The sequence below is a fragment of the Streptococcus pseudopneumoniae genome, assembly GCF_001074975.1.
In the GTDB taxonomy this organism is placed as follows: Bacteria; Bacillota; Bacilli; order Lactobacillales; family Streptococcaceae; genus Streptococcus; species Streptococcus pseudopneumoniae_D.
Window position 1 is genome coordinate 1 of the sequence record NZ_JUUO01000014.1, and the last position, 14530, is coordinate 14530.

Below are 14530 nucleotides of genomic sequence, written 5' to 3' on the forward strand. Positions count from 1 at the left end.
CGACTATATAAGACGGATTTCCACTGATTTCACGCGTTTTTCTCATACTAAAAGCTAGGTTGTGGGAAACTGGAAGTTAGTTTTAGAAGTTATCAAAAAATTTCATAGAAAACTATGTTTATGAAGAAAAAATCGCATTTTCTTGATTTTTAATCCTATTTGCTGTATGATAAGGGAAAAGAAAGGGGGCAGAAATATGGCTTTTACCAATACCCAGATGCGGTCTGCTAGTTTTGGCATTGTTACCAGCTTGCCTGATGATGTTATTGACTCTTTTTGGTATATCATCGACCATTTCTTAAAAAATGTCTTTGAATTGGAGGAAGAACTCGAGTTTCAATTACTCAATAACCAAGGAAAAATTACCTTCCACTTTTCAAGTCAACACCTCCCTACAACCATTGATTTTGACTTTAACCATCCTTTTGACCCTCTTTATCCGCCAAGAGTACTAGTCTTAGACATGGATGGTAGAGAAACTATCCTCCTCCCAGAAGAAAATGACCTATTTTAAAAACTCTAGCTTCTCGGCGCAAACTGCTGAGGAACTAGAGTTTTCTTTTTCTAATAAATGGATCGACTGACAACTAGACCGTTGGGTTTTGTATACTCTAAATCAAGGTAATCCTGATAAGTCCCTGGCACAATGAAACCTTGTGGACTCAATATATCAGTCCCAGCTTTTCCCACGATAGAGTCTGCCAGCAAGACACAATTGGTACTGAGAACAAAGTAGGTCTTAAACTCGGATGAGCTAAATTTATAAAGCGTCGCATCCGCTTCCTGTTTCAGTTGGTAGGAGTAGGTATGTTTGACCTCTCCCTCTCTTCTTTTCATCAACTGAGAGCTTGGTTCCCAAGGAATTAACAGATCTTCTATCTCTGCTAGGCGAGCTTGGATAGCTGCTTTCTGTTGGGCTGTCAAACTCAGACCATAAGCAAACAAAGTCTTCTGACTTTCCCTCTTACAAAGCTCAATGTATTTTTCCCGATTAGCCTTAAACAAAACACCGTCTCCAACCATGCCGAATAAACGCTCCGAGTGAGGATCATACGAACCATAGGAAATAACCTGCCCTTGATAACAAATATCCACATGTCCCATGGCGAGGAAGAAGGAGGTTTCTGAGGTATGGATAAAAATTTCCAGATCAACCGTCTGGTCGTTTTTTCTTTCCGAATGAACTTCCCCTTCTTGGCTTTTATGATTTGCCAGCCACTCATTTAGTTTTCGCAAGGTACTGATAGGAATCAGGGCTGTCACAAAGATCGGCAAGGTCATTCGCATTCGTCGTTTCAGCTTGGGATTGTTTTCTATACTTTCAAAAAAGAAACCGTCCCGGAGGCTACTGACTCCTAGCATGAGCAAGTAAAACCCAAGCAAGAGCAATTCAAAATTCGCTGCATCGTGAAAAGGAGAGATGCTATAAAGACCGAATCCTATCATCCATACAGCATCGAAGAGATGGTGAAGCCGAGGATGAATAGCATTTTTTCGATAGAGAGACCAGGTCACAAGACTAATGCCACCCGTAAACAGCTGGTAGCTCGCAATGACAAAGACTAAGAGATAGAGGGTAAGGTCTTGCAAGATGATAGAGTCAAACACGAGAGCCGCGACCACCAGCTTGGCCAGAGTTACAAAGATATTTTCCCGGCGTTTTTTATCCTGAAACCAGCGAGTCAACAAGTGCCAAACTGCTGACACGGAAAAGTAGCCCATCAGCAACTGGTACCCCATCCGCGGAATAACTTGTCCAAAACAAATCAGGAGAAGCCCTAAAGTAATCGCAAGCAGTCCATCCCCAATGCTCTTCCACTTGCTATAGGTATCGGAAAGTTTAGGCATTTCCTTGCTCGAACTGGTCAACTAAGTAGCGAATTGGTTGTTTTAATGTCGGATGGATAAAATGAGGCGCAATTTCCTGTAAGGACTCAAGGACAAAAAGGCGTTCCGCTATGTAAGGATGAGGCAAGATGAGGTCGTCTGTATAAAGAATCTGGTCCTCCACAAAGAGCAAGTCCAAATCAATCAAACGAGGTCCCCAATGCACTTCTCTCACCCGTCCCATCTCTGACTCAATGGCTAACAAACTTTCTAACAAGACCGGTGCTGGTAACCAGGTTTCCACCTCAACCACTTGATTAGCAAAGCTATCCTGCTCCACTCCGCCCCAAGGCTCCGTCGTTAAGACACTGGACTCTTTAAGAATATGGATGCCACGAGCTCGCAGTTTGTCAATGGCTTGTTCCAAGTTCGCTTGCTTATCCCCCATATTGCTTCCTAGGGCGATAAAGGCCCGTTGCTTGCGACGATGAATGGTTACCGAGCAAGTATCTAATGGCAAATGCACTGGCGCCCAAGGTTTTTTCAGTTCCAGCTTGATTTCTTGGACAAGAGAATAGGTCTCAAAAGTACGTTCTACCAATTTGTAAGCTACCGTTTCAATCAAGTCCTCAGTGGTTTCCTGAAACCAAGTCGTCCACTGCTGACACAATTCTCCATAATGGACAGAGGCTGTTAAATCCAAGTCTGTCGCTGCCTTGGTCATATCATAGGATAGGTTGGCTGAAACGACAAACTTCTGCCCCAATTCTTTCTCACTAGGGAACAGACCATGGTAGGCAAAAATTTCCAAATCCTTAATCTGCAGTTGATCCATAATGATTCCTTTCTAGAAAAATCCGCTTCAAGCGGATTCTTTTTATACTCAATGAAAATCAAAGTGCAAACTAGGAAGCTAGCCGCAGGCTACTCAAAACACTGTTTTGAGGTTGCAGATGGAAGCTGACGTGGTTTGAATTTGATTTTCGAAGAGTATTACAGCCCCATTAAACGATAAGCCTGATCTCGAAGGTCCTTATCTGTTTCAAATAGACCACGAGCTACTGTCGTCAAGGTGGCAGTGCCCGGTTTTCTGACACCACGCATGCTCATACACATATGTTCTGCTTCAATGACAACAAAGGCTCCTTTAGCACCTAGATACTCCATCAAGGCATCGGCCACTTCGATATTCAACCGTTCTTGAATTTGCGGCTTTTTAGAATAAACTTCAACCGTACGGGCTAGCTTAGACAAACCTGCTACACGGCCATCTGGAATATAGGCAATATGCGCTCTACCATAAAATGGCAAGAAATGGTGCTCACACATGGTATGGAAAAAGATATCCTTTTCTACCACCATGTTATCATCGATAATCTCAAAGGATTTTGACAAATGTTCCTCCGCTGTTTGACCAAGACCTGAAAAAATCTCTTGGTACATACGGGCTACACGAGCAGGTGTTTCCTGCAAGCCCTCGCGGTTAGCGTCCTCTCCGACAGCCTCGATAATCATTTTTACAGCTGCTTCAATCTTTTGTGTATCCATTTTCATTCTTCCTCTCCATCAGATAGGCTCTCACTTGGCTCAAGAAATACAAGGAACCTGTGACAATCCTAATTGTTTTTTTCTCTTCTGTTTTATCTATCAATTTCTGCTCTAGAAAATCCTGCCAACTTTGGTAGCTGAGATTTCTAGATTTGGCTGCCTCTTTCAGCACGCTTTCATCAGTTGCCCGACTATCATCAAAATGTGTCAGGGTAAGCTCAGTATCTGGCATTCTCTCCAGTAAATCCAAAATATCTTCCAAAGCCTTGGTTTTGATACAAGTAAAGAGGATTTCCTTATGATAATCCGCAAAACGTTCTTGCAAGCTTGCTATTAAAGCCTTGATAGCATGGGGATTGTGGGCCCCATCCAAAATCATCAAGGGTTCTCTAGACACAACTTCCAAACGCCCCAGCCAACCTGTTTCTTCCAAGGCTTGAGCAAGCAAGGTATTCTCAGGAAATTTTCGACCCTCTTCTTGACAAAAAGTATCAAGTAAAGCTAGAGCCATCCCAGCATTCTCTATCTGGTGCAAACCGAGCAGACCAGTCTGGAAGCGACCTTGTCTGACAGAACTGGTATAGTCAAATGCTTCACCCGTTACCACACTCTCTTGGTGACTGACATGATAATTTGCCCCGTAGGCAAGTCTCGATGCATCTTTCTCTTCCGCAATGCGGTCAATCACAGCCAAAGCTTCTGGAGCGATACGGCCTGTCACCAGGGGAATACCTTGTTTGATAATACCAGCTTTCTGCTCTGCTATAGCTTCCAAGGTATCACCAAGTAGGGCTACATGGTCCAGTCCAATAGTCGTGATGCCTGTTAGAATAGGCTGGCAGACATTGGTACTATCCAAGAGTCCACCCATGCCCACTTCCATGATAGCCACATCTACTTGCTCTGAGGCAAAGTAGTCATAGGCTATGGCTGTGATAATCTCAAACTCGGTTGTGCCCTGTAAATTAGCGGCCGCTTCTCCCTCCAGCAAAGACTGATAGTCTGCCATGAGGGTTTCTAGCTTCGCTTCTGGGATAGATTCCCCATTGATGCTAATCTGGTCTGTATAATGAATGAGATAGGGGGAGCTAAAAACACCAACTCTCAGCCCTAGCTTTTCTAGCATATTTTTCAAAAAAGCAATGGTCGAGCCCTTACCATTGGTTCCTCCGATATGGATGACCTTGAGTTTGAGATGGGGATTTCCGCGCAAAGCTAACAGTTCCAACATTCGTTCCAAGCCAAAATGCGGTTGATCCGTCCGATAGTGAGCAATCCACTGATTATTTTCAAATTCTTTCATCTTATTTATATTGTTTTAAATCTAGATTTTCCGCTTCATCAGCCAGACGAATAGCGGAGGCAATTTCAACCGCCATCTTGTGACTAGCTACGTCATGCACTCGCACCACTTCTACACCCTGTCTCGCAGCGATACTAGTTACATGAGCCGAAGCCGTATCTCGATTGCGGAAACCAAGTTCTGTCTCAGGATTGACTTCAAAACCACTTTCTTCAAGGATATTGATGACAAATCGCTTGCGCGACACTCCAAGAAAGATTGGATATCCTTTCTGATATAGTTTATCCAAATCCCGTAAAAGAAGCAGATTTTCTTTCTTGGTCAAACCAAAGCCAATTCCTGGGTCCAACAGGATATTTTCTTGTGCAATTCCAACTTGATTTGCTCTCGCTAGTGCTCGTTCAAAGAAAGTCTCCATCAAGTCTTCGATTGGCAATTTTTCAAAGTCAACTAACTCTTCCACTGTAAAAGCTTGACCAAAACCAAAATGAGGGAAGATGAGCGAGCTAGGATGCTGAGGTCGTGCCATGACTGGATTAAACATAATGACTACTTTCGCTCCAGCCTTAGCAACCACATGGGCCATTTTTTCATCACCCATGAGACCAGTGATATCATTGACTAGATTGGCACCAGCAGCCAAAGCAGCCTCTGCTACCTGACTCTTCCAAGTATCAATAGAGATGAGGACATCACTTTCCTTGCGAATCGCTTTAATCACTGGAACAACACGCTGGATTTCCTCTTCTATCTCAACATAACTACTTCCCGGCCGAGGCCGAGTCGATTCTCCGCCGATATCGAGCATACTGGCTCCTTCTGCTATCAATTTACGAGCCTGCTGGAGTGCCTGCTCAAGCGCAAAAAATTGACCACCGTCCGAAAAGGAGTCTGGGGTTACATTGATAATTCCGCAAATAGCTGTCTTTGCATGATTGGCTTTACTTGACATATCGGTCACTCCCTCAAGGCTTTTCATCATATTATTTCTCTATTTTACCATAAAAAGAAAAATATGGACACGATTGCATTCATCTTTCTCCCAGTCGAAGCAAGAAATTGTCAAAAATCTTAAACAGAAATCCCTAATGTCCGACTCATGATCACCATAAGAGCCAACAAACAGAAAGCAACCCCATTCACAATCATGTGAAGTAAGATAGACATTTCCAAACGTTGGGTCTTGTAAGCCGTCCAAGACAGAACGATCGACATACCTCCATAAATCAATAAAGAAGGTAAATTACTTGGTTGATGCAATAAAGCAAAGACAATCGTACCTACTACAAATCCCAAGTTCTCTTTTCCTCGGAAAATCTTTTTAGGAACAATCCCACGGCACAAGATTTCCTCACAAATTGGAGCAAGCAAGGCCAACAAGAAGAAACTGGAAATCAGAGAACTATTCTGAACCATATCGTTAATCTGAGACTGGTTACTTGTTGTCGTCTCATTTGACAGTTGTAACAAGATAGATCCAAGTATATTTGACCCGATAATAACTAAATAACTCAAGCCCAAACGTGCCAAATCCTTCGCTCTAAAAAAAGAAAAATTAAAACTTGCTAACTGCGTTTTACGAGCTCCAATAATAAATAGTGCCAGAACTACAATCGAAATACCAGCAACTATCAGTCCTGACTGTAACAGTGGTACTGCATTTAAAGTTAAAATAGCAGTAACCCCTAAAGGAATCTGATATAAAATTGTCGCTAGCAAGAAGATCAAAATCCATCCTGCACGATTCAACAATTCTCTCCACATACTTTTCTCTTCCATCATTCATCTCCTAGACTTTGTATTAAAAAAAGGGGGAAATCCCCCTGGGTAATTCTATTATAGGGCCATGCTGATGTAGTTCAGGATAAACAAGGCATCCAAAATCCAAATCATTACATGAACATCTTTAGCTTGACCTTTAACAATTTTAGTCAAAGTGTAAGTCAAGAAACCAACTGCAATCCCTTGAGTGATAGAGTAGCTGAATCCCATAAAGATAGATGTGAAGAAAGCAGGAACTGCTTCAGACATATCATCCCAATGAATATTTTTCAAGCTACCAAGCATCATAATCCCAACAATAATCAAGATTGGAGCTGTAGCAGATGAAGGTACGATAGCGAGAAGTGGGCTAAAGAAACTTGAAATCGCGAAACAGATAGCCACAACCAAGGCTGTCAAACCAGTACGTCCACCTGCACCGATACCAGCAGCAGACTCAACATAAGTCGTTACGTTCGAAGTACCAGCGATGGCACCAATTGAAGTACCAATCAAGTCAGAGTAAAGAGCCTTGTCCAACTTAGCTGATTGGTGATTTTCACCATTTGTCGCTACGATACCAACCTTTTCACCGGTACCAATCAAGGTACCAATTGTGTCAAAAATATCTGTCAATGAGAAGGCAAGAATAGCCATAAGGGTTTCAGGTAAGCGAGCTGTATCTGAAATCAAAGCTCCCAAACCTTCTGAACCAAGAGCTGCACCAAAGATTGTCTTCAAATCTTCAAAAGCCGCACCAACATGATTATTAGCAAAATCGATACCTGACAAATCAACCAAACCAACTGCGATAGCAAGAACAGTTGTTGTCAAGATAGAAAGGATAATTCCCCCTTTAATCCCTTTAATAACAAAGAAGATTGTAATAGCAAGTCCTGCAAGAGCCACTAAAACAGCTGGGTTATTAAAGCTGACCAATCCTGGAACTGCTGAAGCATTTGCTGTAATCGCTGCTTGAGCCTTGTCAGCTCCTTCTCCTGCAACCGTATAATTTCCTGGATCGATAGAGAATTTCAAAAGCCCAGCATTCTTAATTCCCACGTAGGCAAGAAAGACACCGATACCAGCTGAAATAGCTGAACGAAGGGCGTTTGGAATCGATTCAATGATCATTTTACGAACATTTGTCAAGGTAATAATCAATGAGATAATTCCACAGATAAAGACCATAGCCAAGGCTTCTTGCCAAGAATAACCGAGTCCAAATACGACTGTAAATGTAAAGAAGGCGTTAAGACCCATACCTGGCGCTTGAGCATAAGGTAAGTTAGCATAGAAGGCCATCATCAGGGTACCAGCAACTGCACCGATAATCGTTGCGAGGAATACACCCTGAGCAGGCATTCCTGTTTGCGAAAGAATTTGTGGGTTTACAAAGAGAATATAACTCATTGCAAAGAAAGTTGTTAAACCAGCGAGAACCTCTGTACGAACGTCTGTACCGTTCTCTTTTAGTTTAAATAATTTGTCCATTATCAATCTCCTTTTAATTTTTACGAACAATAATAGAATTATATCATTTATCATTCACTTTTTCAATATCTTTGTTTGATTTATTTAAGAATTTGATGAAATTTCTTTTTTTGTTTCGAATCTGCTTTTCTGCCTGCTTTTTGTTATAATAGTAGACATCTTATCTGAAAAGACACTAGAAAGGTCCCTATGACGAAAAAAATTATTGCAGTTGACCTGGATGGAACCCTGCTCAACTCGGACAGTCAGATTTCTGACTTTACCAAAGAAACTATTAAAAAAGTTGCTGAAAAAGGCCATCAGGTTATTATTACGACAGGTCGCCCTTACCGTATGTCAAAAGATTTTTACCGTGAACTAGGCTTAAACACTCCTATGATTAATTTCAACGGCTCCCTTACTCATTTACCAAACCAAGTTTGGGATTTTGAAAAGTGTTTGACTGTAGACAAAAAATATCTTTTAGATATGGTTCGACGTTCAGAGGACATTCAAGCCGATTTTATCGCTGGAGAATATCGTAAAAAATTCTACATTACAAATCCTAATGAAAAAATTGCCAATCCTAAACTATTTGGTGTAGAAGCTTTCCAGCCTGAAGATCAATTTCAGCCTGAGTTGGTAACCAAGGATCCTAACTGTATTCTTTTACAGACCAGAGCCAGTGACAAATATGCCTTGGCAAAAGAAATGAACGCCTTCTACCAGCATCAACTGTCCATCAATACCTGGGGAGGTCCGCTCAATATCCTTGAGTGTACTCCAAAAGGTGTCAATAAGGCCTTTGCTTTGGACTACTTGCTCAAGGTAATGAACCGTGACAAAAAAGATTTGATTGCTTTTGGAGATGAACACAATGATACCGAAATGCTCGCTTTTGCAGGGAAGGGCTATGCCATGAAAAATGCCAATCCAGACCTGCTCCCCTATGCAGATGAGCAAATTGCCCTGACCAATGACCAAGATGGGGTTGCCAAAACCCTGCAAGACTTATTCTTATAGTCCATTCTGACCAGCTTGCGAGCTGGTCTTTGTGCTCTTTTCACAGTCTCATCAACCAGTTAATCGATTGTTCTATTTTTTGCCTCCAAAACCTTGGAAAAGGCTTTCTTTTGTGATATACTTCACATATAAATACAAGAGAGCTCGTCGTACTCGACTCTGTTGACACAAAATCAATCCAGTCCTGTTTCTCCTGCTCTCAGTTAATATCAAGGAGGATAGCTATGAAAGCTGTTGTTGTAAATCCAGAAAGCACTGGTGTTGCTGTTGAAGAAAAAGTACTCCGTCCACTTGAAACTGGGGAAGCACTTGTAGAAATTGAATACTGCGGTGTTTGCCACACTGACCTCCACGTTGCCCATGGTGACTTTGGTCAAGTACCAGGACGTGTCCTAGGTCACGAAGGTGTTGGTATCGTTAAAGAAATTGCCCCAGATGTGAAAAGCCTTAAAGTCGGCGACCGCGTCAGCGTTGCTTGGTTCTTTGAAGGATGTGGCACTTGCGAATACTGTACAACTGGTCGCGAAACCCTTTGCCGTACAGTGAAAAATGCCGGCTACTCAGTAGACGGTGGTATGGCTGAACAATGTATCGTAACTGCAGACTATGCTGTTAAAGTTCCTGACGGACTTGATCCAGCCCAAGCCTCTTCTATCACATGTGCTGGTGTAACAACCTATAAAGCTATTAAAGAGGCCAAAGTTGAACCAGGCCAATGGGTTGTCCTTTACGGTGCTGGTGGACTTGGTAACCTAGCTGTTCAATACGCTAAAAAAGTATTCAATGCTCATGTCATCGCCGTTGATATCAACAATGACAAACTTGCCCTTGCAAAAGAAGTGGGTGCGGACATTGTTATTAACGGCCTCGAAGTTGAAGATGTACCTGGACTCATCAAGGAAAAAACTGATGGTGGAGCTCATTCAGCTGTCGTAACTGCTGTATCTAAAGTTGCCTTCAACCAGGCTGTTGACTCAGTTCGTGCTGGTGGTCGCGTTGTCGCTGTCGGCCTTCCTTCTGAAATGATGGAACTCAGCATCGTGAAAACCGTTCTAGATGGAATCCAAGTCATCGGTTCTCTCGTTGGAACTCGTAAAGACTTGGAAGAAGCCTTCCAATTCGGTGCAGAAGGTTTAGTAGTTCCAGTTGTTCAAAAACGTCCAATAGAAGATGCCGTAGCCATTTTCGACGAAATGGAAAAAGGTCAAATCCAAGGACGTATGGTACTCGACTTCACCCACTAATCTATTAGAAACCTATTTTAAAAGTTGGAATGCGCTTCCAACTTTTTTATATTAAATTTTTAAATAGGGATTCAAAAAATTCCTCAAAAACTTACTATATCAACATTTACAAAGAAAACCTTTTTAATTTTTTATGATAAATAGTTGCTTTTTATATGAAAACGGTTTATACTTAAAAAGTCTTAAAGTTTTCTTAAATGAAAACTGAAACAACAAAAAGGAGGAATGACAATAATGAGTATCGGAATCATTATTGCGAGCCACGGCGAGTTTGCTGCGGGTATTCATCAGTCAGGATCTATGATCTTTGGTGAACAAGAAAAGGTTCAGGTTGTAACCTTTATGCCAAACGAAGGTCCTGATGATCTATACGCTAAGTTTAATAACGCTGTTGCTGCATTTGACGCAGAAGATGAGGTTCTAGTTTTGGCTGACCTTTGGAGTGGATCTCCATTCAACCAAGCTAGTCGCGTGATGGGAGAAAATCCTGAGCGTAAGTTTGCCATCATCACAGGACTTAACTTACCGATGTTAATTCAAGCCTACACAGAGCGCCTCATGGACGCTACAGCAGGTGTGGAAAAAGTCGCTGCGAATATTATCAAAGAAGCCAAAGATGGAATCAAGGCTCTTCCAGAAGAGCTCAACCCAGTTGAGGAAGTGGCAAGCGCCGCATCTGCTCCAGTTGCCCAAGCCGCTATTCCAGAAGGAACTGTCATCGGAGATGGAAAACTCAAAATCAACCTTGCTCGCCTAGACACTCGTCTACTTCACGGTCAGGTTGCTACTGCTTGGACTCCAGATTCAAAAGCAGACCGTATCATCGTTGCTTCAGATAACGTTGCCAACGACGATCTTCGTAAAGAATTGATTAAACAAGCAGCTCCTAACGGAGTAAGAGCCAATGTTGTACCAATCCAAAAATTGATTGAGGTTTCAAAAGACCCACGTTTTGGAGAAACACATGCCCTTATCTTGTTTGAAACACCTCAAGATGCCCTTCGTGCAATTGAAGGTGGCGTGCCAATCAAGACTCTTAACGTAGGATCAATGGCTCACTCAACTGGTAAAACAATGATCAACAACGTTTTGTCTATGGATAAAGAAGATGTTGCTACATTTGAAAAAATGCGTGACCTCGGTGTTGAATTTGACGTACGTAAAGTACCAAACGACACGAAAAAAGATTTGTTTGACTTGATTAGCAAAGCTAACGTTCAATAATAGACATCAATAACTATCGAAGAATTATAAGAAAATTTTTCACTTTATATAATTAAATAGAAAAGGAATAAAACCATGTCAGATATTTCAATTATTTCTGCTGTCTTGGTTGTAGTTGTTGCCTTCCTTGCAGGTCTTGAAGGTATCCTCGACCAATTCCAATTCCATCAACCAATCGTCGCATGTACCCTTATCGGTCTTGTAACAGGTAACCTTGAAGCAGGTGTTATGCTTGGTGGATCACTTCAAATGATTGCCCTTGGTTGGGCAAATATCGGAGCTGCCGTAGCTCCTGACGCTGCTCTTGCATCTGTTGCTGCAGCAATCATCTTGATTAAAGGCGGTAACTTTACTACTGAAGGTATCGCCGTTGCAACAGCAACAGCTATCCCTCTTGCCGTAGCTGGACTTTTCCTAACTATGATTGTTCGTACAATCTCAGTTGGTTTGGTTCACACTGCTGATGCTGCTGCTAAAGAAGGAAATATTGCAGCTGTTGAACGTGCTCACTTTATCGCACTTCTTCTTCAAGGTCTTCGTATTGCTATCCCTGCTGCCTTCCTTATCGCTATCCCAGCTTCTGCCGTTCAAGATGCTCTTAAATTGATGCCAGACTGGTTGAATGGTGGTATGGCTGTCGGTGGTGCTATGGTCGTTGCCGTTGGTTACGCTATGGTTATCAACATGATGGCAACTCGTGAAGTATGGCCATTCTTCGCAATCGGTTTTGCTTTTGCTGCCATTTCTCAATTGACTTTGATTGCCCTTGGTGTAGTCGGTGTTGCCCTTGCCTTCATCTACCTTAACCTTTCAAAACAAGGTGGTAACGGTGGCGGAGGAGCTGCAACTTCTAACGACCCAATCGGTGATATCCTAGAAGACTACTAGAAAGGGGAACAATCATGACTGAAAAACTTCAATTATCAAAATCAGATCGTAAAAAAGTTTGGTGGCGTTCACAATTCCTTCAAGGTTCTTGGAACTACGAGCGTATGCAAAACTTGGGTTGGGCTTATTCATTGATCCCAGCTATCAAAAAATTGTACACTACTAAAGAAGACCAAGCTGCTGCTCTTGAGCGTCACCTTGAGTTCTTCAACACTCACCCATACGTAGCTGCTCCAATCATGGGGGTTACTCTTGCACTTGAAGAAGAACGTGCTAACGGTGTTGAAATCGACGACGCTGCTATCCAAGGGGTTAAAATCGGTATGATGGGACCTCTTGCTGGTATCGGTGACCCAGTATTCTGGTTTACAGTTCGTCCTATCCTTGGAGCTCTTGGTGCATCACTTGCTGCATCTGGTAACTTGGTTGGCCCACTTCTCTTCTTCTTCGGATGGAATGCGATCCGTATGGCCTTCCTATGGTACACACAAGAATTTGGTTACAAAGCTGGATCTGAAATCACTAAAGACATGTCTGGTGGTATCTTGAAAGACATCACTAAAGGAGCTTCTATCCTTGGTATGTTCATCCTTGCTGTTCTTGTACAACGTTGGGTATCGATCAACTTCACTGTTAACCTTCCTGGTAAACAATTGGCTGAAGGTGCCTACATCAACTTCCCAGAAGGACCTGTATCAGGTGCTGAATTGAAAGGTATCCTTGGTCAAGCACTTGGTGGATTGAGCTTAGACAAGATTCAACCACAAACTCTCCAAGGTCAGTTGAACTCATTGATTCCAGGATTGATGGGACTTCTCCTTACTTTCCTTTGCATGTGGTTGCTTAAGAAAAAAGTATCTCCAATTACAATCATCCTTGCTCTCTTTGCAGTAGGTATCGCAGCTCGTTTCTTCGGTATCATGTAATCTTGGTGAGAATGTACAAACAAAAAAAGAATCAGGTTTATCACCTGATTCTTTTGGCTCTTTGTCAAATAGTGTTGATGAAGAACCTAATGAAAAAAGAATCCAACAAAAATTGGACTACCTGTCTCCGGTTGAATACCGAAGACGGTAGCCCTAGGGTGTTTTTATTAAATTCTCACTTTTTGGGGTCAGTCCCTAAGCCTGATAGTAATTTTTTGTTCATACTATTCCCCTTTAGTCATTTACTACTTTAAGTTGCATTGCTTTAGCTACTTCTTCTGCCTTTGATCCCTTAGGTGTATGGATTTCTACATCTGGGTTACAGTTATCCACAAAATAGAAGTATTCTGTAATTTCTGTTACACTTGCTGGAATTGTAATAGATTTAATTGATGATGTCCCCCAAAATACTAATGTTCCAATACTCTTTGTTCCTTCTGGGAATACAACTGATTCTAATGAACTATCAGAGTTGAAAACATCATCTTCTACTGTTTCTATTGACTTACCAAAGTGGACATACTTTAACTTATTGTCAATCGTAAACGCACCTTTTCCAATATATCGTACTGTATCTGGTAAAACGATTGCCTCACAATGTTTCAAGTTCGCAAGACCACGTTCTCCAATTGCGATAACAGGTTTACCTTTAATTTCCTTTGGTACACGAACAACCTTATCGTCAGAAGTACAACTATAGATGACATAACCTTCTCCCCATAAATATACGCATGTTAATATATTAATATATTTAAGGATTTATAACTATAGTTCCTTAATTTTCCCAGTAAAAAAACGAAAGGCACCACAAGTTATTTGTGTGTTTTCTTTAAACGATTCATGTACTTCTGTCGCAACTTCTCACCCGCCTTTAATTGCGGTTGCGATAGATTGAGGACCTAAATATGCATCCCCTGTTATTAGTTCATTTCTATTGTATTCTGATGTTGACCGAAAGTCAAATTTTTACCTTTCATCTAGAACACTAAAGTCTACTTTTGTTCAATTGCTGCAACGACAAGGTCACATGGAATAATATGTTCACTACCTGCCACTTCATGCGTTGATCTTCTTCCACTTTCATCTGATTCACCAAGTTCCATTGTAATAACCTTTACACCAGTTACTTTCCCACTCTCATCACGCAATACTTCTTTAATATTCTCTAAGAAATGGAATGTAACACCTTCATTGTGTGCATCTTTGATTTGTAGTGTAGCTTCTAGTATATTGTTCATATGGTCATCATTCTTTTGTTTTAGGTTTCAGCGCTTTTAATATAATGGATGTTGGCCTTTTTGTATACACTAAAA

The 14530-nt window shown here is 41.6% G+C and carries 15 protein-coding genes; 6 read left to right on the forward strand and 9 right to left on the reverse strand.

The annotated features are described in order from the left end of the window. Positions 1 to 196: 196 nt before the first annotated feature. Positions 197 to 514 carry a DUF960 domain-containing protein gene (locus ADI86_RS00715; protein ID WP_049531378.1) on the forward strand — a complete coding sequence of 106 codons (318 nt, stop codon included), beginning with the start codon at positions 197 to 199 and terminating at the stop codon, positions 512 to 514. 50 nt (positions 515 to 564) lie between these two features. Here the strand turns inward: ADI86_RS00715 and ADI86_RS00720 are convergent, their stop codons facing one another. The 7 genes from ADI86_RS00720 to ADI86_RS00750 all read right to left on the reverse strand — a co-directional run bounded on the left by ADI86_RS00720 (position 565) and on the right by ADI86_RS00750 (position 7933). Then, positions 565 to 1848 (reverse strand): hypothetical protein, encoded by a 1284-nt coding sequence (locus tag ADI86_RS00720; RefSeq protein ID WP_049531379.1) that lies wholly within the window; start codon positions 1846 to 1848, stop codon positions 565 to 567. Continuing rightward, positions 1841 to 2662 carry a 2-amino-4-hydroxy-6-hydroxymethyldihydropteridine diphosphokinase gene (folK, locus tag ADI86_RS00725; RefSeq protein WP_049531380.1) on the reverse strand — a complete coding sequence of 274 codons (822 nt, stop codon included), beginning with the start codon at positions 2660 to 2662 and terminating at the stop codon, positions 1841 to 1843. Before folK ends, ADI86_RS00720 begins: the two co-directional genes overlap by 8 nt. A gap of 158 nt (positions 2663 to 2820) precedes the next feature. After that, the gene (gene folE / locus ADI86_RS00730) at positions 2821 to 3375 is read right to left on the reverse strand and encodes a GTP cyclohydrolase I FolE (protein WP_000380917.1); all 555 of its coding nucleotides are present in this window, start codon (positions 3373 to 3375) and stop codon (positions 2821 to 2823) included. Further along, positions 3356 to 4678, reverse strand: a complete 1323-nt coding sequence (locus tag ADI86_RS00735) for a bifunctional folylpolyglutamate synthase/dihydrofolate synthase (protein WP_049531381.1) — start codon at positions 4676 to 4678, stop codon at positions 3356 to 3358. Before ADI86_RS00735 ends, folE begins: the two co-directional genes overlap by 20 nt. Before the next feature lies 1 nt (position 4679). Further along, the gene (gene folP / locus ADI86_RS00740; RefSeq protein ID WP_049531382.1) at positions 4680 to 5660 is read right to left on the reverse strand and encodes a dihydropteroate synthase; all 981 of its coding nucleotides are present in this window, start codon (positions 5658 to 5660) and stop codon (positions 4680 to 4682) included. An 89-nt stretch (positions 5661 to 5749) separates the two neighbouring features. Beyond that, positions 5750 to 6457, reverse strand: a complete 708-nt coding sequence (locus tag ADI86_RS00745) for a CPBP family intramembrane glutamic endopeptidase (RefSeq protein ID WP_049531383.1) — start codon at positions 6455 to 6457, stop codon at positions 5750 to 5752. A 57-nt stretch (positions 6458 to 6514) separates the two neighbouring features. Continuing rightward, positions 6515 to 7933, reverse strand: coding sequence for an NCS2 family permease (locus ADI86_RS00750; protein WP_049531384.1), 1419 nt, complete (start codon positions 7931 to 7933; stop codon positions 6515 to 6517). Between the two features lie 189 nt (positions 7934 to 8122). Here ADI86_RS00750 and ADI86_RS00755 point away from each other — a divergent pair, with 189 nt between their 5' ends. The 5 genes from ADI86_RS00755 to ADI86_RS00775 all read left to right on the forward strand — a co-directional run bounded on the left by ADI86_RS00755 (position 8123) and on the right by ADI86_RS00775 (position 13217). Next, positions 8123 to 8935: a Cof-type HAD-IIB family hydrolase gene (locus ADI86_RS00755; RefSeq protein ID WP_049531385.1), complete on the forward strand. Its 813-nt coding sequence runs from the start codon at positions 8123 to 8125 to the stop codon at positions 8933 to 8935. A gap of 224 nt (positions 8936 to 9159) precedes the next feature. Next, positions 9160 to 10179: an alcohol dehydrogenase AdhP gene (adhP, locus tag ADI86_RS00760; protein ID WP_000649185.1), complete on the forward strand. Its 1020-nt coding sequence runs from the start codon at positions 9160 to 9162 to the stop codon at positions 10177 to 10179. A gap of 234 nt (positions 10180 to 10413) precedes the next feature. Beyond that, a complete protein-coding gene (locus tag ADI86_RS00765) occupies positions 10414 to 11403 on the forward strand; it encodes a PTS sugar transporter subunit IIB (RefSeq protein ID WP_049531386.1) in 990 nt (329 codons plus the stop codon). 75 nt (positions 11404 to 11478) lie between these two features. Continuing rightward, positions 11479 to 12291, forward strand: a complete 813-nt coding sequence (locus tag ADI86_RS00770; RefSeq protein WP_001280331.1) for a PTS mannose/fructose/sorbose transporter subunit IIC — start codon at positions 11479 to 11481, stop codon at positions 12289 to 12291. A 14-nt stretch (positions 12292 to 12305) separates the two neighbouring features. After that, positions 12306 to 13217 (forward strand): PTS system mannose/fructose/sorbose family transporter subunit IID, encoded by a 912-nt coding sequence (locus tag ADI86_RS00775; protein ID WP_000136859.1) that lies wholly within the window; start codon positions 12306 to 12308, stop codon positions 13215 to 13217. A 234-nt stretch (positions 13218 to 13451) separates the two neighbouring features. On the opposite strand, the gene ADI86_RS00780 is transcribed toward ADI86_RS00775, so the two are convergent. Together ADI86_RS00780 and ADI86_RS00785 are read right to left on the reverse strand one after the other, a co-directional pair. Next, positions 13452 to 13871 carry a leucine-rich repeat domain-containing protein gene (locus ADI86_RS00780; RefSeq protein ID WP_223339927.1) on the reverse strand — a complete coding sequence of 140 codons (420 nt, stop codon included), beginning with the start codon at positions 13869 to 13871 and terminating at the stop codon, positions 13452 to 13454. A 338-nt stretch (positions 13872 to 14209) separates the two neighbouring features. Continuing rightward, positions 14210 to 14455 carry a hypothetical protein gene (locus ADI86_RS00785; RefSeq protein WP_004238875.1) on the reverse strand — a complete coding sequence of 82 codons (246 nt, stop codon included), beginning with the start codon at positions 14453 to 14455 and terminating at the stop codon, positions 14210 to 14212. Between the last annotated feature and the right edge of the window lie 75 nt (positions 14456 to 14530).

Bases quoted from the DNA above. Each gene is read 5' to 3' on its own strand.
- ADI86_RS00715 (WP_049531378.1), top strand. From the start codon at position 197: ATGGCTTTTACCAATACCCAGATGCGGTCTGCTAGTTTTGGCATTGTT.
- ADI86_RS00720 (WP_049531379.1), bottom strand. From the start codon at position 1,848: ATGCCTAAACTTTCCGATACCTATAGCAAGTGGAAGAGCATTGGGGAT.
- folK (WP_049531380.1), bottom strand. From the start codon at position 2,662: ATGGATCAACTGCAGATTAAGGATTTGGAAATTTTTGCCTACCATGGT.
- folE (WP_000380917.1), bottom strand. From the start codon at position 3,375: ATGGATACACAAAAGATTGAAGCAGCTGTAAAAATGATTATCGAGGCT.
- ADI86_RS00735 (WP_049531381.1), bottom strand. From the start codon at position 4,678: ATGAAAGAATTTGAAAATAATCAGTGGATTGCTCACTATCGGACGGAT.
- folP (WP_049531382.1), bottom strand. From the start codon at position 5,660: ATGATGAAAAGCCTTGAGGGAGTGACCGATATGTCAAGTAAAGCCAAT.
- ADI86_RS00745 (WP_049531383.1), bottom strand. From the start codon at position 6,457: ATGGAAGAGAAAAGTATGTGGAGAGAATTGTTGAATCGTGCAGGATGG.
- ADI86_RS00750 (WP_049531384.1), bottom strand. From the start codon at position 7,933: ATGGACAAATTATTTAAACTAAAAGAGAACGGTACAGACGTTCGTACA.
- ADI86_RS00755 (WP_049531385.1), top strand. From the start codon at position 8,123: ATGACGAAAAAAATTATTGCAGTTGACCTGGATGGAACCCTGCTCAAC.
- adhP (WP_000649185.1), top strand. From the start codon at position 9,160: ATGAAAGCTGTTGTTGTAAATCCAGAAAGCACTGGTGTTGCTGTTGAA.
- ADI86_RS00765 (WP_049531386.1), top strand. From the start codon at position 10,414: ATGAGTATCGGAATCATTATTGCGAGCCACGGCGAGTTTGCTGCGGGT.
- ADI86_RS00770 (WP_001280331.1), top strand. From the start codon at position 11,479: ATGTCAGATATTTCAATTATTTCTGCTGTCTTGGTTGTAGTTGTTGCC.
- ADI86_RS00775 (WP_000136859.1), top strand. From the start codon at position 12,306: ATGACTGAAAAACTTCAATTATCAAAATCAGATCGTAAAAAAGTTTGG.
- ADI86_RS00785 (WP_004238875.1), bottom strand. From the start codon at position 14,455: ATGAACAATATACTAGAAGCTACACTACAAATCAAAGATGCACACAAT.